This is a genomic window from Pseudoflavonifractor phocaeensis, from assembly GCF_016901955.1.
Classification (GTDB): domain Bacteria; phylum Bacillota; class Clostridia; order Oscillospirales; family Oscillospiraceae; genus Flavonifractor; species Flavonifractor phocaeensis_A.
In genome coordinates this window covers 17,037-34,932 of record NZ_JACJLC010000001.1, presented here as the reverse complement: position 1 = coordinate 34,932, position 17,896 = coordinate 17,037, and the positions used below count along the sequence as shown (strand labels likewise).

The following is a 17,896-nucleotide window of genomic DNA, read 5'->3' as shown; positions in this document are numbered from 1 at the left end:
CACACCTCCATACCAGGAAGAGAAACCGTAAAATCCCTGAAAAGTCCTGTTTTATTATTGACATTTTTCGCAATACCATATATATTTGTTTCGTCAATAGGGCGTACCCAACCGCCGGTTTGGGTACGCCTTTTAATGCCATTCAGAAATGGGGGAGGATACATGTCCAAGGAACTGATCCGCCTGTCGGATTGCTTCATGAAATTTGACGACGACGTTATCCTGGATCACATCAATCTCTATATCAACGACAAGGAATTCCTCACGCTGCTGGGCCCCTCCGGGTGTGGTAAAACTACGACACTGCGGATCATCGGCGGGTTTCAGAAACCCACCTCCGGCGACGTGTACTTTGACGGTGTGAGGATCAATGACGTTCCCCCCCACAAGCGGAAGGTCAACACTGTCTTTCAGAAATACGCTCTGTTTACTCACATGAACATCTTTGAGAATGTGGCCTTCGGCCTGCGGGTGAATAAGGTACCTGACCCCCAAAACCCGGGTAAGCTGATGAAGGTACCTGAGTCCGAGGTCAAGGAGCGGGTGGAGGAGGCTTTGGCCCTGGTGAATCTGGCCGGCTTCGGCAAACGGTCGGTAAACTCCCTCTCCGGTGGCCAGCAGCAGCGGGTTGCTATTGCCCGGGCCATTGTCAACCGGCCTCAGGTCCTGCTGCTGGACGAGCCCCTGGGCGCCTTGGACCTGAAGCTGCGGAAGGATATGCAGATCGAGCTCAAGCGTATCCAGCAGCAGGTGGGCATTACCTTTGTCTATGTCACCCACGATCAGGAAGAGGCCCTCACTATGTCCGATACCATTGTGGTGATGAACGAGGGCAAAATTCAACAGATCGGCACCCCGGAGGACATTTACAACGAGCCCAAAAATGCCTTTGTGGCCGACTTCATTGGCGAGTCCAACATCATTGACGGCATCATGCACGAGGACTATGTGGTGGGCATGTACGGCCGGAAGTTCCGGTGTCTGGACAAGGGCTTCGCCCCCGGCGAAGCGGTGGATGTGGTCATCCGGCCGGAGGACATCGATATCGTGCCTGAGGCCGAGGGCCAGCTCACCGGCACCGTTACCGAGGTCACCTTCAAGGGCATCCACTATGATATCATCGTGGATTTCCGGGGTTTCAAGTGGCTGATCCAGACCACAGACTACTCCCCCGTTGGGGCAAAGATCGGGGTGAAAATCGACCCAGACGGCTTCCACATCATGAAAAAGAGCCGGTATTCCGGCACCTTTGGCGACTACAGCTCCTATTCCTCCGAGTATGACGAGCTCAACCAGGATGGACCGGAGGAGGGAGACGGCGATGAGGAATAAGTGGCTGGCCGCACCCTACGTGGTCTGGATGGCGATTTTTGTGGTGGCTCCTCTGGTACTGGTGGTGGTCTTTGCCTTCACCGGTCAGGACGGCAGCCTTACCCTGAACAATTTCAGCAATATGGGCACCTACGTGCCCGCCTTCCGCAACTCCTTCGTACTGGCCTTTGTGGCCACCGCCATCTGCATCCTCATCGGCTATCCCCTGGCCTATTTCCTTTCCCGGGAGAGCCTGATGGTGCGCAAGGTGGCCATGATGCTCATTATGCTGCCCATGTGGATGAACTTCCTGCTGCGGACCTACGCCTGGATGACCATCCTGGACGACAACGGTCTTATCAACCAGTTTTTGTCCGCCATCGGCTTTATTGACCTTTGGAACGCCATTTTCGGCACCGATCTGAAATTTTTTCACATGATCAACACCCAAGGGGCCATCGTGCTGGGTATGGTGTACAACTTCCTGCCCTTCATGGTGCTGCCCATCTTCTCGGTCATCGACAAGATCGACCCCAAGGTTATCGAGGCAGCCCAGGACCTGGGGGCCAACAGCTCCATGGTGTTCCGGAAGGTGATCTTCCCCCTGTCCCTGCCGGGGGTGCTGTCCGGGGTGACCATGGTGTTCATTCCCTCAGTATCTACCTTTGCCCTGTCCCGGCTACTGGGCGGGGCCAAGACCCTGCTGCTGGGCGACCTGATTGAGATGCAGTTTTTGGGCAATGCCTACAACCCCCACCTGGGCTCAGCCATCGCCCTGGTGATGATGGTGATCGTTCTGGTACTGATGGCCCTCATGAACCGCTTCGGCGAGGGTGAAGAGGGGGTGGCGGTCCTGTGAGAAAGCATCGGATTCCCTCCCGGGTCTTTACCCTTCTGGTCTATCTCTTCCTCTACGCCCCCATCGTGCTGCTCATCATCTTCTCTTTCAACGCCACCAAGAGTAATCGGGTGTGGGGGGGCTTCTCCCTGGCCTGGTACGGGGAGCTGCTGAACAACGCCCGCCTGCTGGGGGCAGTCCGCACCACCGTGATCCTCTCGGTTCTGGCCGCCTTTATCGCCACCATCCTGGGCACCGCCGCTGCCATCGGCTTCTACTCCATGCGCCGCCGTGCCCGTGGTGTGTGTATGTCCGTCAACAACATTCCTCTGACCAACGCGGACATCATCACCGGCGTGTCCATGATGCTGCTCTTTGTGTTTGCCATCGGGGTGTTCAACGGTAGTTTTCTCAGCGATCTGTTGGGGGTGCGGTGGAGCACCGGCTTTGGCACCCTGCTCATTGCCCACATCACCTTCAACGCCCCCTACGTCATCCTGTCGGTGATGCCAAGGCTGCGGGGGCTGGACCCCAACGTGTACGAGGCCGCCCAGGACCTGGGGGCCTCCGGGTGGTACGCCTTCCGGAAGGTCATCCTCCCGGAGATCATGCCCGGCGTGCTCAACGGCCTGATCATTGCCTTCACCATGTCTATCGACGACTTTGTCATCAGCTACTTCACCAAGGGCTCCGGCGTCACCACCCTGGCGGTGGAGATCTACACGGCGGTGAAAAAGCCGGTGACCCCCGAGATCAACGCCCTGTCCACCCTCATGTTCCTGGTGGTGTTCGCCCTGCTGCTGACGGTGAACATCCGGCAGGTGCGGCAGGAAAACGCCTTTGCCCGGCAGCGGGCCAAGCTGAATCCCGGACAGTAATCGTGGTAACAAGCCCTCCGGGGCTGGTTATAGTAGAAATTTCCGAAAGGGGATAAAGAAAGAAATTGAAAAAGTCTCTTGCGCTCCTGACCGCCTCCGCCCTGGCCTTCGGCCTGCTGGCCGGCTGCGGCGGCACCACCTCCGGCGAAGCCAAAGACCCCGCCTCCGCTGACAAGGGCGTGGTCAACGTGTACAACTGGGGCGTCTATATCGACGAGTCCGTGCTGGAGGACTTCACCGCCGAGACCGGCATCGAGGTGGTGTACGACACCTTCGAGAGCAACGAGTCCATGTACGGCATGCTGAAGAACGAGGGGGCCAGCTACGACGTGGTCATCCCCTCCGACTACATGATCTCCCGGATGATCGAGGAGGACATGCTGGAGCCCCTGAACTTTGACAACATCCCCAACTTTGAGGATATCGACCCCGCCCTGAAGAACCCGGACTACGACCCGGAGAACCTGTACAGCGTGCCCTATATGTGGGGCCTGTTGGGCATCATCTACAACACCACCATGGTGGAGGAGACCCCCACCAGCTGGGCCACTATGTTCGATGAGAAATACGCCGGCCAGATTCTCATGTTCAACAACTCCCGGGACGCCATCGGCGTAGCCCTGAAGTACCTGGGCTACTCCTACAACACCACCGATCAGGCCCAGATCACCGAGGCGGTGGATCTGCTCATCCAGCAGAAGCCTCTGGTGCAGTCCTACGTGATGGACGAGATCTTTGAAAAGATGCAGGGCGGCTCCGCCGCCATCGGCGCCTACTACTACGGCGACTTCCTCACCATGCAGGAAATCAACCCCGACCTGGCTTTCTGCCTGCCGGAGGAGGGCACCAACCTGTACGTGGACGCCATGTGCATCCCCAAGAACGCCGAGAACAAGGAGAACGCGGAGATCTTCATCAACTATATGTGCTCCACCGCCGCCGGCCTGAAGAACTGCGAGGAGATCTGGTACTCCACCCCCCTGCTGTCCGTTCGGGAGGAGCTGGACGAGGAGACCGCCAACGATCCCTACGCCTACCCCGACGAGTCCATCCTGGCCAACTGCGAGAGCTTCCAGAATCTTCCCGCTGACATTCTGGCCTTCTACGACTCTGAGTGGACCCGCCTCATGCTGGCCGCCAGCTGACCGGCCTTATCAAAAAAGCCGCGCCATTAGGCGCGGCTTTTTCCTTGCTATTTGGTAGATCTTGCGGTAGAATAAGGCCAGAACCACCCAATCTGATACAAAAGGAGTCAAATCAAATGCCGATTACCGTTGGACTGAAGGGGAAGGCCGAAACCGTGGTCACCCCCAACAATACCGCCGATGCCGTGGGCAGCGGCCTGGTACCCGTGTTCGCCACCCCCTATATGGTGGCTCTGATGGAAAACGCTGCTGTCAACGCCGTCCAAGACCACCTGGAGGAGGGCCAGGGCACCGTGGGTACCCGGCTGGACGTGACCCACGATGCCGCCACCCCCATCGGCATGAAGGTGTGGGCCGAGGCCGAGGTCACCGCCGTGGAGGGCAAAAAGATCACCCTGGCCGTCCGGGCCTTTGACGAGGCCGGCCCCATCGGCGGCGGCACCCATGAGCGTTTTGTCATCACCGTAGACCGCTTCCTGGCCAAGGCTCAGGCCAAGAAGGGGGGCAACTGAGCCTTGTCCATCGAGAAATGCCGGGCCTACCTGGCCCAGCGGGGCTATGAGGATCGCATCCGGGAGTTTGACGTGTCCAGCGCCACCGTGGAGCTGGCCGCCCAGGCGGTGGGCTGCCAGCCCGCCCACATCGCCAAGACCCTCTCCTTTCTCCATGAGGATGGGGCCGTCCTCATCGTGTGCGCCGGGGACGCTAAAATCGATAACTCCAAGTTCAAGGCTCAGTTTCACCACAAAGCCACCATGCTCAGCCCGGAGCAAGTGGAAACCTTCACCGGCCACCGGATTGGCGGCGTGTGCCCCTTCGCCATCGAGCACCCCAATACAGTTACCTACCTGGACGTGTCCCTCCGGCGGTTTGAGACCATCTACCCCGCCGCCGGCAACGCCGCCTCCGCTGTGAAGCTCAACTGTGACGAGCTGGCCCGGCTGTCCAACAGCCTGGGTTGGATTGACGTGTGCAAGGGCTGGCAGACGCCAGCCCAGTGAAAGGTTGTGTTTTCCCGTGAAAAACCGGCTGAAAAATATGACGGTGAGCTATGTATTCCTGTCTATTCTATACGCTGTTCTAGGCGTGGTGCTTCTCATCTGGCCCACCACTGTGATGAACCTGATTTGTTACCTCTTTGGGGCCATTCTGCTGCTCTACGGTATCTTTGCCATCTGGGGCTACTACCGCAAGGACGACCGGAAGGGCAGCGCCTTTCTGGGCCTCTTCCTGGGGATCGTAGCCGCCGCTGTCGGGGCGGTGATGGTGATCTATCCTCCTCTCATTCAAGGCATCATTCCGGTCATCCTGGGGCTGTACATCGCTATTGACGGTCTGCTCAGCGTCAAGCGGACCCTGGAGCTGCGGCGCATCGACTACGCCCACTGGAACATCAACCTGATCCTCTCCCTGGCGGTGACCGCCCTGGGCATTCTGGTCATCTTCCACCCCCTGCTGGCTGAGGAGACCCTGTTCCGGGTGGTGGGCGCAGTATTGCTGTATACCGGAGGCTCCGACCTGTGGACCCTCTACCAGCTCTCCCACTGCACCAAGGAGTACCGCAAAACCCATCCAGTGGACGTGGACCCGCTGGATCTGTAACAAAAAAGACTTCCGCAATTGCGGAAGTCTTTTTTTCGTTATTCCCAAGGCTGGAACTGGCTGTCCAGCACTGCCCGGCGATGGAACACCGCGTAGTCGGGGGCGGCATCAGGGCAATAGGTCCGAATAGCAGCCACCAACAGTTCGGGGTTGAGTCCCGGGTTCTGCGCTTTCAGAATCAAATCCAAGGCGATGGTGTCCCGCCGCTCCTCCACAGTGGCCTTAGCTACCAGGGGGATGAGATCCACCTCCACCTTGCCGGTCTTTGCCTTTTTGCTCCGCTTCTCCATCACCAGGGAGGGCCGCTCCAGCAGGCTCCGGATGGCGGTCTCCGCCCCGAAGGGGGCTCCCGCCTCGTACTCCAGGGTGACGATATAGTTGACATAGGCCAGTTCCTTTACCGGCCGTACCCCCTCATAGCAGCGATGGACGGTGATCCCGGCGGGGAGAGCGGCGTTCATTCGCTCCGGCACCTCCTCCAAAGGGGTGTTCAACACCTGACACTCCAGCACCTCGCAGCCGCTGGAGAATCCCACCGACAGGGGTAGAGGGATAGATACAAAGGCGTGAGGATTGAAGCCCTCCGTGTGCTTAATGACGATTCCCGCCCGGAGGAAGGACCGCTGGAAGGTGCGCATCAGGTCCAGGTGGGAGATGAATTTGGCGGTGTCCGCCTTGGAAAAGGCCAGTCTATGCATCGCATTTCCCTCCCGGATAGAGCTTGTTGGCCCCGCAGCCGGTGCACTGGACCCGACAGTCCGGGGTAATGACGGCCTCATAGGCCCGCTCCCGCTCCCGCCACAAAAAGTCCTTGGTCACACCCACCGAGGTCACATCCCAGGGCAGCACCTCGTCCTTCTCCCGGGCCCGGTTGGCGTAAAAGGCGGGATCCACACCGCAAGCGGCAAAGGCAGCCTGCCAGCGGTCAAAGTCAAAATACTCGCTCCAGGCATCAAACTTGGCCCCATTGCGCCAGGCAGTCTCGATGACCTGGGCGACCTTCCGGTCACCCCGTGCAAAAACGGCCTCCAGGAAGCTGGTCTGAGAATCGTGCCAGTTGTAGCGGATGGAACGGCCCCGCATATGCTCCCGCAGCAGCTTCACCCGCCGCTGGTACTCCTCCATGGAGATCTGGGGCTCCCACTGGAAGGCGGTGTGGGGCTTGGGCACGAACCAGGCCGTGGACACGGTGATGCTCACTCCCCGCTTGGGGTTGGGGGTGGTCTCCTTCCAGGCCTTGTACACCTTCTCCGCCAGGTCAGCGATGCCCAGCACGTCCTCGTCGGTCTCGGTAGGCAGGCCCAGCATAAAATAAAGCTTTACGCTGCTCCATCCGCCGGAAAAGGCAGTGCGGCAGGACCGGAGCAGATCCTCCTCAGTGACGTTCTTGTTGATGGCGTCCCGCAGCCGCTGGGTGCCTGCCTCAGGGGCAAAGGTAAGCCCTGATTTGCGCACATGCTGCACCCGCTCCATCAGCCCCAGGGAAAAATTGTCCGCCCGCAGGGAAGGCAGGGAAAGCGACACCTTGTTGGGCTCGCACCACTCCAGCAGCCCGTCGCACAGCTGCTCCAGAGGCCGGTAGTCGCTGGTGGACAGGGAGGACAGGGTCATCTCCTGGTAGCCGGAATCCTTGCAGGCCTCAATACCCTGCTGCAGCAGGAGCTCCGGATCCCGGGACCGGACCGGCCGGTAGGCATATCCCGCCTGGCAGAACCGACAGCCCCGGATACAGCCCCGGAAGAGCTCCAGCATCACCCGGTCGTGGACGATCTCGGTAGAGGGCACAATGGTCTTGACTGGGAAATAGCTCTTGTCAAAGTCCTGAACAATCCGCTTGGTCACCACCGCCGGAGCCCCCTCCTGGGGGACCACCCGGTCCAGGGTACCGTCAGGCTTGTAGGTCACCTGGTAGAGGGAGGGCACATAGATGCCAGGCACCTGGGCAGCGGAGGCCAGGAACTCCTCCTTGCTCCAGCACTCCTCCCGGGCCTTGCGGTAGAGGTGGATGAGCTCCACGCTCACATCCTCTCCCTCTCCCAGGACGAACAGGTCCACAAAGGGGGCCAGGGGTTCCGGGTTGTAGGCGCAGGTCCCGCCGGCCACCACGATGGGGGCCAGGCCGTACCGCTCCTCGCTGCGTAAGGGGAGCCCCGCCAGATCCAGCATGTTGAGCACGTTGGTATAGGCCATCTCATAGCCCAGGGAGAAGCCGATCAGATCGAAATCGGCGATGGAGTCGCCGCTCTCCAGGCCGTAGAGCAGAATGCCCTCCCGGCGCATCTCCTCCTCCATGTCCCCCCAGGGGGCAAACACCCGCTCGCACCAGACGCCGTCCATCTGGTTCATCACGCCGTAGAGAATGCGCATGCCCAAGTTGGACATGCCGATCTCATAGGTGTCTGGAAAGCAGAGGGCGTAGCGTACATCCACGCTCCGCCGGTCTTTTACCACCGCATTATATTCACCGCCGGTGTAGCGGGCCGGTTTCTGCACCCGGGGCAGAATATGTTCCAACGTACGATTCATGGTATGCCGAACCCTCTCTGTATGGTATACCGCCCCCGGTGGGGACGGTCAAGTCCGCAAAAGTTGCAGGATAATATTATACTGCAAATGTCAGGCAAACACAAGACGGTATCCCAGTCTTTTTCTCACATTTCGACCCAATTTAGGGAAGGAGCATCCCCATGACCACGGCGGCGCCCCCCAGAATGGCAAGGGCCACCACATTGGCTGCTGTAAAGACCAGCAGATAGCGGCCCGCCCGGGCCCCGAGGGACTTGAGATAGGCCTTCAGGGAAATCAGGCTGGCCAGGGATGCAATGGGGGTGCCCAGGCCGCCGATATTGGTGCCCACCAGCAGGCCCCGCCAGTCGTTGGTGAAGCCGGAGAGTAGCACCGCCGCCGGCACGTTGCTGATGATCTGGCTGGCCACGCCGGAGGTGAGGGCGGTGTTCCGGGCCATCACCTGGGTAAGGGCCTCCCGCACCGGCTGGCAGGCCCCGATGTTGCCTGCGAACAGGAAAAAGCAAAAGAAGGTGGCTAGCAGGCCGTAGTCTACCTTAGCGAAGAGGGGCCGGTCGAAGATGAGCATCCCGGCGAGCACCACCGCCAGCAGAGCGGGATAGGGCAGCACCCGGAACACCGACAGCAGGCAGAGCACAAACAGCAGGGCCATTAGCCCCAGCCGGCCGGGGGCCTGGATCTCCGCCTTCTCGGCAAAGGTGACCTTGATGCCCTCGGGCTTGACGCACAGAGAAGCTACAATGAGTCCCGCCAGACTCACCAGGGACAGGGGGAGCATTACCGAAAAGAACTGCCCGGCGGTAAGCTCGTAATCAGCATATAAAAACAGGTTCTGGGGGTTGCCCACCGGAGTTGCCATACTGCCCAGGTTGGCGGCGATGGTCTGGAGCACCACAATGTAGATCAGCCGCTCGGTGCGGCCGATGAGCCCCAGCACCAGGATGGCAAAGGGTACGAAGGTGATGAGGGCCACGTCGTTGGTCACCAGCATGGACACAAAGAAGGGCAGCAGCACCAGGGTCAGGGTGACGAACCGCATCCGCCGCTCCCCGGCCAGCAGCCGCTGAGCCAGCACGGCGAACACACCGCACTGCTGGAAACCCGCTACCACCGCCATGAGACAGAACAGCAGAGAGAGCACCCGCCAATCTATGTAGTTCAAATAAGCCGCCGAAGGCGGATTGAGGGCTATGGAAGCCACCGCGCACACCGCCGCGATACACAGTACCGGCTCTTTTTTCCAAAAGCCCAGCAGGCCACCTCTGTTTTCTTTCATCTCCCGCTTTCCTCCTCTGAGCGCAAGGAAAAAGCCACCCGGGCGGGTGGCTTTTCATCTGAGCATCATTAGCCTATGGCCTGTTTCAGTTTACCTGATTCTTTGGAAGCGGTCAAGTATCCGGTGGAATTTTTCCCCGGCCTAATTTGAAAATAGCGATATACCCAGCGATGGGGCGGCCATTTTCAGACAGAGCCTAGGACCGGCGAAAATCCTCCACCACGTCTGCCAGGTGGATGGGGGACAGGCCGGCGCTGTTGCAGCACTGGGCCAGCCGGTTGACCTCCTGAAAGTCGGTTGAGATCCGCCCTACCCGGACGCCGCCTCTTCCCTGAATGCCATACATCTGAGGCAGGGATGCCTGATCCAGATAAACCCGGTACGTCATGTGGTTTTGCTTCATGCTTCCTCTCTCCTCGTTTTTTCTGTTCTTGTACTTATTTTCCCCTGTTACGACGGTTTTCGAGGGATTTTTCCCTCGGTCAGAGCTATACTAGCTTCGCTCCTTTCTCCCCCTTTCCAAATCCAGATTCCAATATATTGGTATTTCTTCCCCTCGGCATACTATATACTGTATTTTCTCCCCATTGTCAATTCCAGAGGATGATTTTGCCCGCCGGCCGGGTCCATTTGACCGCATTCGGTCGGCACCAGACCGGAGGTGTGCCTATGTCTATGATGGTGGAAAAGCTGGCCTATGTGAAAAAGCTGCGACATCTGACCTCGGAGGAAATCTCCCGGCTGTCCGGCGTTCCCCTGGGCACACTGAACAAGATCTTCTCCGGCCAGACCAAAAACCCCGCCGTGGGCCCCATGGACAAGATCACCCAGGTGCTGCGGGTACCCATCCGCTATCTGCTGGACGACGAGCTGCCTCCGGAGTGCTGGGTCACCGCCTCAGCGCAGGACGGCATCGTCCTTCTCTCCCCGGAGGAGCTGACGCTTCTTCTTCAGATCCGCCAGCTGGACCCCCGCCGCCGACAGACCGCCGGGCTCATACTGGCCCTGCTGAACACACCCGCTGGCCGGGCCATCGGTTCGGTGCCTGTCAAGCGCACCGTTTGCCTAGCCACCGGCGGCCGCCCGCCGCGGCCCTTGCTGGTGCCCGAGGTGGACCGGGCCGCCCGGGAGGAGGATTTCGCCGTGTTGCTGGGCGACGGCAGCATGGAACCCCTCTATCCCCAGGGGGCCATCCTCCTATGTCGCCAGGGAGAGCCTTCGCCCCAGGAATACGGGGTCTACCTGCTCAACCAGGAGCTGCTGCTGCGCCGACTGGTGCGCCGCCGGGGCACCAGCCGCCTGCTGGCCCCCAGCCTGTCCTTCCCTGACCTGTACCTGTCGCCGGAGGACCGGCTGGACTGCCTGGGCACCGTGCTGGGACAGGCCAAAGGTTGTCGCTGGGAGCAGCTCAAAGATTGAGCCTTGACAAGCATCACTGGCAGTGCTATAGTTCTCCCTGTTGAAAAACGGGAAGGCGCTTCTTCCCCACATAGCGACAAGGGAAGTCCACAGGAAAAAGCCGCAATGCTTACCGAAGGAGCAAAACTCTCAGGTGTCTCCCATGGAGATGAGGACTGTGGATGGATGTGGCTCTGGAGAAGTCCCCTCAGCGGGGATGCCGAAGGTGCAACGGGCCCGGTTTCGGACCCGAATCTCTCAGGCAAAAGGACAGAGTGAATCTCAGCGGCATATGGGCCACCGGAGGCCCATATGCTGTACGTTCAGAGCCAGACCGCCGTAACAGGCGGTCCGGCTCTTTTTCTTTGCCGCAATCCAGACGGAAAGAGGAGATAAACAATGGAGTTGATCGAAAGCGTCGTGGGGGCGGTCAATACCGTCCTGTGGGACTATGCGCTGCTGTTTCTTCTGGTGGCCACCGGCATCTATTTTACGGTACGTCTGGGCTTTATCCAGATCCGCAAGTTTGGCGAGGGTATGAGACGACTCTTCGGTAACTTTTCCCTGTCGGGCAAAAAAGCGGGCAAGGACGGTATGTCCTCCTTCCAGGCTCTGACCACCGCCATCGCCGCCCAGGTGGGCACCGGCAACATTACCGGCTGCGCCACCGCCCTGTACTCCGGCGGACCCGGGGCCATCTTCTGGATGTGGCTGTCCGCTTTCTTCGGTATGGCCACCATCTACTCCGAGGCGGTTCTGGCCCAGAAATTCCGCACCACCGACGCCGACGGCCACGTCACCGGCGGTCCCTTGTACTATATCCGGGCCGCTTTCCGGGGTAAGTTCGGCAAGTTCCTGTCCGGGTTCTTTGCCATCGCCATTATCCTGGCTCTGGGCTTTATGGGCAATATGGTCCAATCCAACTCCATCAGCGACGCCTTCTACACCGCCTTCGGCGTCCCCCATCTGGCGGTGGGGATCGTGGTGGCCGTCATCGCCGCCTTCATCTTCCTGGGGGGTGTGCGGCGTATCGCCTCCTTCACCGAGAAGATCGTTCCTGTCATGGCCCTGTTCTACATCGTGGGCAGCCTCATCATCCTGTGCATCAACCGGGCCAACCTGCTGCCCGCCCTCCAGTCTATTTTCGTGTGCGCTTTTGATCCCCAGGCTATGCTGGGCGGCGCCCTGGGTCTGACCATGCGGGAGGCCATGCGATACGGCGTGGCCCGAGGCCTCTTCTCCAATGAGGCCGGTATGGGATCCACCCCCCACGCCCACGCCATGGCCCAGGTAAAGCGGCCCCAGGATCAGGGGATCATTGCCATGATGGGGGTGTTCATTGACACCTTTATTGTCCTCACCCTCACCGCCCTGGTGATCCTGTCCTCTGGCCTGTTGGAGCCGGTCACCGGCGCTCTCAAGGGCACCCCCCTGGCTCAGGCTGCCTTCAACACCGCCTTTGGCCCCTTCGGCAACGCCTTTGTGGCTATTTGTATGTTCTTCTTCGCCTTCTCCACCATCATCGGCTGGTATTTCTTCGGCGAGGTCAACGTGAAGGCTCTCTTTGGCAAGGGAGCTGTCAAGGTATACGCCCTGCTGGTAGTGGTCTTTATCGTTATCGGCTCCATGCAGAAGGTTGATCTGGTGTGGAACCTATCCGATATGTTCAACGGCCTGATGGTACTGCCCAACCTGATTGGCCTGCTGGCCCTCAGCGGCCTGGTGGCCCGAATCACCAGGGGTAAGGAGGAAACCCACAAGCTGTCCTGACTCCACAACTATAAATAGCCTGCCGCGGGCATTGCGGCAGGCTATTTTTAATTAGTCTGGCAGCAGTTCCATGGGGTCCACCGGCTCTCCCGCCCGGGTGACGGAGAAGTGCAGGTGAGAGGGCAGAGCGCTCTCTGAGATGGCGGTCTCCCCCACCGCGCCGATGATGTCCCCTACCGACACCTGGTCTCCCACCTCCACAGTGGGAGTAGCGGCCAGGTTGGCGCAGGTGGTGCGCAGGTCCCCACCGTGGTCAATGACCACCGTGGTACCCAGCATCACGTCCTGAGTCACCAAGACCACCTCTCCGGCGGCGGGGGCCCGCACTTCGGCGCCTACCGCGGCGGCAATGTCCACCCCCGCATGGGTACGCCAATCTCCCATGGTCACGTCATAGGCCAGAGTCTCCAGGCTATGGCCGGTCAGCACCTCTCCCGTCACCGGCCAGGCCAGGGATGTGGGGGCGCTCCTGGGAGTAGCAGTGGGCTGAGGCGTGGGAGAGGGGGTGGATGATACCACGGCCGCAGCGGTAGACGTAGGTTTAGGCGTGGCGGTCAGTACGGGCTTTTCCGGCGTAACGGCAACAGTGGCCACAGGGGTAGGCATGGGGGTAACGGTGATCACCGCATTTCCCCCCACCGGGGTCTCAGGCTGGTCCGGAGTCAGTGAGGAGAAGAGCACCCAGCCAGACACGCCGATGGCCGCCAGGCAGAGCGCCAGGACAATGTAAAACCCTTTCCCCTCGATGAAGTCACCGACCTTGTGATAAAAGGATTTTTTCATACAAACACCTCCGAGCCCTAGTTTTGACAGGCCGGAGGCGGCTTATACCTGCTCCTGGGAAAATTTGTACGCTGACAGCAAAGGGCCTGCCGCAAAATACGCAAAGTACACAGACCCCGTCATTCCGAGAAAAACGGCCGCCCACCGGGCGACCGTTTTTCGTGGGGATCCGTCTCCGTTTGCTGCAAAAACGGATTGCCACGCCAGTGCGCGCACTGGCTCGCAATGACAGGCTTGTGCAAACCGTCAGTTCTGCAACAGGCCCCTGTTTCTCTAGGTCACGGGCCGGGCCACGATCACCCGGATGCGCCCGCCGTCCTTCTGCTCCTTGTCGTACCAGCCGGTGAGGGTGTACTCCCCGTTGAGGATGTGCTGCAGGTCAGAGATCCGGTAGATCCCGTTTTGATAGAGGTAGACCACCACCGACTGGGACAGCTTGTAGGTCTGGTTGTTGGTGCCCACAGCAAAGGTGTCGCTGACGCTGTTCAGCTTCCGCTCGGTCAGGTTGTAAGGCCGGTCCACCTCCGTGTCGCTCTCCAACACCACCTGGCAGGGGCCCACCTTCAGCCGGTAAATGGTGTCAGGCACCACCAGCGTCGTGCGCTGGCCTCCGATGTCATAGACATAGGTGCCGGTAAGGGTGAGGTCGCCGTTGGGCTGGAGGATCTCCTGTTCGTCGCAGGTGGTGAGGATCCCGTATTGATGGATGTCTCCGGTGGCGTCGTTGAGGATCAGATGGGAGATCTCTCCCTGCTCATTGAGGGCATAAAACCGTACCATATCCTTGGTGAGGGTCATCCCGGCCAGGCGGCTGGGGTAGATCCGCAGGGGGGTGCACGCCTCGTAGGTGTCGATGATCTGCACATCGGCGGCCACGGTCTTCAGGCCGATCTTGGAACCGTCGGAATTGACCCGCCCCTCGATCCGGGTATTGGACAGCCGGGTCACCGACACTCCCCCGGAGCTCTGGACCACCTGCACCATGTCTCCCTCATCCAGGTAGGTGTCGGACACCGCATACCAGTAGGTGTTGCCGTCGGTAGCCGTCATTGACACCGAACGGGCGGTATAGCTGCCGCCGTCCCCGTCGTCATAGGTCCGGTCCTCCACCGCGGTGATCACACCGTACAGCAGGGCCTCCTGCTCTTCCGCCGAGCCCACCGCTGCCACGCCGCCGTCCCGGCCCAGCAGCAGGGTAACGGTATCGCCGATGGCATACCCGCCCAGATCGGACAGGGCATAGGCGGCCTCCATGGATTCAATGGCGTAGGTCCTGCCCGCCACCGTCACCGAGGTGGGGGAGGAGGCGCTGGGGGAGCGCCCCTCCAGCAGCCCGGTGACCTTGTCGGAATAGGCCCAGACCGTGCGGACGATCTCTGAATAGTACAGCACGTCCTGGGTCTGGATGGCGTCCGCCATGGAAACCTTGCCGTTGCGGTAAATGACGGCGTCCTCCAGGTCGAAGGGGATGGAGGCTTCCCATCCCCGGCCTGCCACCAGGGGACCCTCCATATCGGAATTGATGAGGGCCATCCGGTCAAAGTCCCCGTCGGCGGTGACCAGATCGCGGTCGGGCTCCAGCACGTTGAGATAATAGGCCCCCGCCTTGGTTTTGGTGAACATCAGATTGGTGAAGAGGGTCTGGGCGTCCTGACGGGTCATGCTGTCATTCTGCCCGCAGGCGATCCCCTCGTCCAGCTCCAGGGCCCGGTACTGGGCCATCTGGCCGGCGGGCCACGTCCCCGCGAAGTCGCCGTCCTCATAGCCCAGCAGCCGCAGCACCATGGTGACCCCCTCGGCCAGGGTGATCTCCCGGTCCGGGTTGAACAGCCCCGACAGGTCCCCCTGCACCAGCCCCATGTCGGTGGCCACCTTGATGTAAGAGGCGGCCCAGTGGGTCTGGGGCACGTCGGGATAGGGCTTCACCGTCACCGTGTCCCCCACCGTGTCCCGGCTGGTGGAGGCGGCCACAGCCATTTTGGTGAACTCCGCCCGGGTAATGGTACGGTCCAGGGCCAGATCTCCCTTGTCGTCTCCCACCATGATATCCAGGGCTGCCAGCAGCTGGGCGGATTCCGTCTCCGTGAGCTCGGCTGCCAGAGCGGCGGAGGCCAGTCCAAGGGCAAGAGCCGCCGCCAGCAGGACGGACAGAAATCGTTTTTTCATACCATTTCCCTCCATTTTATCCCGGTATACGGGGACCGCAGGCCTGATCTGTCATTTTTATTTTAATCTGTCCGTCCACCCCTGTCAACGGACCGGTCTGCTCTTCACAATTTCTTTTCATTTGCCTTCCAACTCCAGGTCCATTCTTCAGGCTGGTTTCAGGGTAAAACAGTATGCTGAAAGAAATGCCCCTCCAACTATGACCAGAAAGGATCTCAGATATGAAAGTTTTGATCGTGGAAGACGAAACGCGCCTGGCGGAGGCCCTAGGCCAGATTATGGGTGAACAGCATTACCAGGCGGAGCTGGCCCATGATGGAGCGAAGGGGCTGGATCTGGCCCTTACCAATCCGTACGACGTGATCATTCTGGACGTGATGCTGCCCGGGCTGAATGGGCTGGAGGTGGACCAGCGACTGCGGTGTGCCCATGTGACCACTCCGATCCTCATGTTGACCGCCCGAGATGAGACCCGGGACAAAATTGTCGGCCTGGATCAGGGGGCCGACGACTATATGACCAAACCCTTTGACGCGGAAGAGCTGCTGGCCCGGGTACGGGCCCTGACCCGCCGTCAGGGCGAGGGATCGGGCGACCGGCTGGCGGTGGGAGACCTGTCTCTGGAGCTTTCCTCCCGCTGCCTATACCGGGATCAGCAGTGGGTGCGGCTGGGCTTCAAGGAGTTTGACGTACTGCGGCAGCTAATGCTCCATCCCCGGGCCGTGGTACCCAAGGAGGATATCATCAACCAGGTGTGGGGGCTGAATTCCTCCGCTGACGACAACAATGTGGAGGTATACATCTCCTTTCTGCGGAAAAAGCTGGTATACCTCCACTCCACCGTGGGCATTGGCACTGTGCGCAAGGTGGGCTACTACCTGGAGCTTCCTGCACTATGATCCCCCGTCTGCGCCGGAAGTTTACCCTCATCAATCTGCTGCTGGTGGGCATGGTGCTGACGGTGGGGCTGGCCCTACTGCTGGCTGCCAACGCCCGACGTCTGGAAAACCAAACCTACTCCGCCCTGGAAGTGGCCCTGGAGCTGGGAGACGGGGACAGCCCGCCCCGGCTGGAGGTGGGCGCCTCCCTGCCCAACCAAGAATCATTGGATGAGGGCTACAGCTTCCTGATTCCCTTTTTCCTGGTCTCGGTCCAGGAGGATACGGCGACCCTTCTCATCAGCAGCGGACAGCTCCAGGTTTCCCAGGAGACCGCCCGGCAGGCGGCGGAGCTGGCTATGGACAGCGGTCAGGAGGCCGGGGTGTTAAAGGAGCTCCACCTGCGCTATCTGATCAGAACTCAGGCTGACGGCAGTGTGCGCATCGCCTTTGCCGACCGCAGCTGGGAGAGTGACACTATGGGCAGCCTGCTGCTCACCTGCCTGCTGATCTGGGGGCTGGCCATGGCCGCCTTCTTCTTTGTCAGTCGGTTTCTGGCCACCCTGGCACTCAAGCCCGTGGAGCGGGCCTGGCAGCAGCAGCGACAATTTGTGGCCGACGCCTCCCATGAACTGAAAACCCCGCTGACAGTGATCCTGGCCAGCACCGACATCGTCCTCTCCCACCCGTCGGATCTGGTGTCCGATCAGGCCAAGTGGCTATCCAACACCCGGGAGGAGGCCAGGCAGATGAAGGGGTTGGTGGAGGACCTGCTCTTCCTGGCCAGGTCGGACGATGCCCGGCTGGCCTTCCGCCCCATGGAGACCGACCTGAGTCAGCTGGTGGAGGGCTGCCTGCTCCCCTTTGAGCCGGTGGCCTTTGAGGCCGGGGTGACGCTGACGGCGGAGCTCTCTCCCGGCCTCACCGTCCAGGGTGACGAGAGCCAGCTGCGGCGGCTAGTCCGCATTCTGCTGGACAACGGCGTCAAATACGCCGGCGGCCCTCAGCCCGCCGTCACCGTCACCCTTGTCCGCCAGCAGGACAAGATCCGCCTCACCGTACACAACACCGGCGACCCCATCCCGCCAGAACACCTGCCCCACCTGTTTGAGCGTTTCTACCGGGCGGACCCCTCCCGGGACCGTGCCCAGGGGGGCTACGGCCTGGGCCTGGCCATCGCCAACAGCATCGTTCTCTCCCACCGGGGCAGGCTCACCGTCACCAGCACCCGGGAGGCAGGCACCTCCTTTGCCGTGCTTCTTCCCCGGGGGTAGGCTTGTAATTTCCCACCGGTTCCCGTATACTGATGTCAACAAAAACGCGAG

General features: G+C 60.5%; 16 protein-coding genes, 1 pseudogene and 2 riboswitches. Of the genes and pseudogenes, 11 read left to right on the top strand and 6 right to left on the bottom strand.

The annotated features are described in order from the left end of the window. The first annotated feature begins 162 nt into the window (after positions 1–162). The 7 genes from H6B51_RS00160 to H6B51_RS00130 all read left to right on the top strand — a co-directional run bounded on the left by H6B51_RS00160 (position 163) and on the right by H6B51_RS00130 (position 5,774). The gene (locus tag H6B51_RS00160) at positions 163–1,332 is read left to right on the top strand and encodes an ABC transporter ATP-binding protein (RefSeq protein WP_204881753.1); all 1,170 of its coding nucleotides are present in this window, start codon (positions 163–165) and stop codon (positions 1,330–1,332) included. Beyond that, positions 1,322–2,170: an ABC transporter permease gene (locus H6B51_RS00155; RefSeq protein ID WP_204881752.1), complete on the top strand. Its 849-nt coding sequence runs from the start codon at positions 1,322–1,324 to the stop codon at positions 2,168–2,170. Before H6B51_RS00160 ends, H6B51_RS00155 begins: the two co-directional genes overlap by 11 nt. Further along, positions 2,167–3,027, top strand: a complete 861-nt coding sequence (locus H6B51_RS00150) for an ABC transporter permease (RefSeq protein WP_204881751.1) — start codon at positions 2,167–2,169, stop codon at positions 3,025–3,027. Before H6B51_RS00155 ends, H6B51_RS00150 begins: the two co-directional genes overlap by 4 nt. A gap of 65 nt (positions 3,028–3,092) precedes the next feature. Then, positions 3,093–4,172, top strand: coding sequence for an ABC transporter substrate-binding protein (locus tag H6B51_RS00145; protein ID WP_204881750.1), 1,080 nt, complete (start codon positions 3,093–3,095; stop codon positions 4,170–4,172). Positions 4,173–4,288: 116 nt separating this feature from the next. Next, positions 4,289–4,684 (top strand): thioesterase family protein, encoded by a 396-nt coding sequence (locus tag H6B51_RS00140; protein ID WP_204881749.1) that lies wholly within the window; start codon positions 4,289–4,291, stop codon positions 4,682–4,684. A 3-nt stretch (positions 4,685–4,687) separates the two neighbouring features. Then, complete coding sequence (locus H6B51_RS00135; RefSeq protein ID WP_204881748.1) at positions 4,688–5,173, top strand: YbaK/EbsC family protein; 486 nt, start codon at positions 4,688–4,690, stop codon at positions 5,171–5,173. Positions 5,174–5,189: 16 nt separating this feature from the next. Beyond that, positions 5,190–5,774, top strand: a complete 585-nt coding sequence (locus H6B51_RS00130; RefSeq protein WP_335342071.1) for an HdeD family acid-resistance protein — start codon at positions 5,190–5,192, stop codon at positions 5,772–5,774. A gap of 38 nt (positions 5,775–5,812) precedes the next feature. Here H6B51_RS00130 and H6B51_RS00125 read toward each other — a convergent pair whose 3' ends face one another. The 4 genes and pseudogenes from H6B51_RS00125 to H6B51_RS00110 form a co-directional block, all read right to left on the bottom strand. Then, positions 5,813–6,472, bottom strand: a complete 660-nt coding sequence (locus H6B51_RS00125; RefSeq protein ID WP_204881747.1) for a TIGR03936 family radical SAM-associated protein — start codon at positions 6,470–6,472, stop codon at positions 5,813–5,815. After that, a complete protein-coding gene (locus H6B51_RS00120) occupies positions 6,465–8,300 on the bottom strand; it encodes a TIGR03960 family B12-binding radical SAM protein (RefSeq protein WP_204881746.1) in 1,836 nt (611 codons plus the stop codon). Before H6B51_RS00120 ends, H6B51_RS00125 begins: the two co-directional genes overlap by 8 nt. 142 nt (positions 8,301–8,442) lie before the next feature. Continuing rightward, a complete protein-coding gene (locus H6B51_RS00115; RefSeq protein WP_204881745.1) occupies positions 8,443–9,576 on the bottom strand; it encodes an SLC13 family permease in 1,134 nt (377 codons plus the stop codon). A 196-nt stretch (positions 9,577–9,772) separates the two neighbouring features. Then, positions 9,773–10,000: pseudogene (locus H6B51_RS00110) on the bottom strand (DUF6514 family protein); the annotation flags it as partial. 245 nt (positions 10,001–10,245) lie between these two features. Here H6B51_RS00110 and H6B51_RS00105 point away from each other — a divergent pair. Together H6B51_RS00105 and H6B51_RS00100 are read left to right on the top strand one after the other, a co-directional pair. Next, a complete protein-coding gene (locus H6B51_RS00105; protein ID WP_204881743.1) occupies positions 10,246–10,995 on the top strand; it encodes an XRE family transcriptional regulator in 750 nt (249 codons plus the stop codon). An 80-nt stretch (positions 10,996–11,075) separates the two neighbouring features. Further along, positions 11,076–11,163, top strand: a riboswitch (glycine riboswitch). Positions 11,164–11,166: 3 nt separating this feature from the next. Next, a riboswitch (glycine riboswitch) is annotated at positions 11,167–11,250 on the top strand. A 123-nt stretch (positions 11,251–11,373) separates the two neighbouring features. Further along, on the top strand, positions 11,374–12,744 hold the full coding sequence (locus H6B51_RS00100; protein WP_204881742.1) for an alanine/glycine:cation symporter family protein: 1,371 nt from the start codon (positions 11,374–11,376) through the stop codon (positions 12,742–12,744). A gap of 51 nt (positions 12,745–12,795) precedes the next feature. Here H6B51_RS00100 and H6B51_RS00095 read toward each other — a convergent pair whose 3' ends face one another. Together H6B51_RS00095 and H6B51_RS00090 are read right to left on the bottom strand one after the other, a co-directional pair. Continuing rightward, a complete protein-coding gene (locus tag H6B51_RS00095; protein WP_204881741.1) occupies positions 12,796–13,527 on the bottom strand; it encodes a peptidoglycan DD-metalloendopeptidase family protein in 732 nt (243 codons plus the stop codon). A gap of 273 nt (positions 13,528–13,800) precedes the next feature. Continuing rightward, entirely contained in the window at positions 13,801–15,693 is a 1,893-nt protein-coding gene (locus tag H6B51_RS00090; protein ID WP_204881740.1) for an S-layer homology domain-containing protein, read from the bottom strand. Between the two features lie 221 nt (positions 15,694–15,914). Between H6B51_RS00090 and H6B51_RS00085 the strand changes: the two genes are divergently transcribed. Together H6B51_RS00085 and H6B51_RS00080 are read left to right on the top strand one after the other, a co-directional pair. Further along, positions 15,915–16,592, top strand: a complete 678-nt coding sequence (locus tag H6B51_RS00085) for a response regulator transcription factor (RefSeq protein WP_204881739.1) — start codon at positions 15,915–15,917, stop codon at positions 16,590–16,592. Further along, positions 16,589–17,845 carry a sensor histidine kinase gene (locus H6B51_RS00080; protein ID WP_204881738.1) on the top strand — a complete coding sequence of 419 codons (1,257 nt, stop codon included), beginning with the start codon at positions 16,589–16,591 and terminating at the stop codon, positions 17,843–17,845. The genes H6B51_RS00085 and H6B51_RS00080 overlap by 4 nt, the downstream gene beginning before the upstream one ends. The last annotated feature ends 51 nt before the right edge of the window (positions 17,846–17,896 follow it).

Bases quoted from the DNA above. Each gene is read 5' to 3' on its own strand.
- H6B51_RS00105 (WP_204881743.1), top strand. From the start codon at position 10,246: ATGTCTATGATGGTGGAAAAGCTGGCCTATGTGAAAAAGCTGCGACAT.
- H6B51_RS00115 (WP_204881745.1), bottom strand. From the start codon at position 9,576: ATGAAAGAAAACAGAGGTGGCCTGCTGGGCTTTTGGAAAAAAGAGCCG.
- H6B51_RS00140 (WP_204881749.1), top strand. From the start codon at position 4,289: ATGCCGATTACCGTTGGACTGAAGGGGAAGGCCGAAACCGTGGTCACC.
- H6B51_RS00090 (WP_204881740.1), bottom strand. From the start codon at position 15,693: ATGAAAAAACGATTTCTGTCCGTCCTGCTGGCGGCGGCTCTTGCCCTT.
- H6B51_RS00100 (WP_204881742.1), top strand. From the start codon at position 11,374: ATGGAGTTGATCGAAAGCGTCGTGGGGGCGGTCAATACCGTCCTGTGG.
- H6B51_RS00085 (WP_204881739.1), top strand. From the start codon at position 15,915: ATGAAAGTTTTGATCGTGGAAGACGAAACGCGCCTGGCGGAGGCCCTA.
- H6B51_RS00080 (WP_204881738.1), top strand. From the start codon at position 16,589: ATGATCCCCCGTCTGCGCCGGAAGTTTACCCTCATCAATCTGCTGCTG.
- H6B51_RS00160 (WP_204881753.1), top strand. From the start codon at position 163: ATGTCCAAGGAACTGATCCGCCTGTCGGATTGCTTCATGAAATTTGAC.
- H6B51_RS00155 (WP_204881752.1), top strand. From the start codon at position 1,322: ATGAGGAATAAGTGGCTGGCCGCACCCTACGTGGTCTGGATGGCGATT.
- H6B51_RS00095 (WP_204881741.1), bottom strand. From the start codon at position 13,527: ATGAAAAAATCCTTTTATCACAAGGTCGGTGACTTCATCGAGGGGAAA.
- H6B51_RS00125 (WP_204881747.1), bottom strand. From the start codon at position 6,472: ATGCATAGACTGGCCTTTTCCAAGGCGGACACCGCCAAATTCATCTCC.
- H6B51_RS00120 (WP_204881746.1), bottom strand. From the start codon at position 8,300: ATGAATCGTACGTTGGAACATATTCTGCCCCGGGTGCAGAAACCGGCC.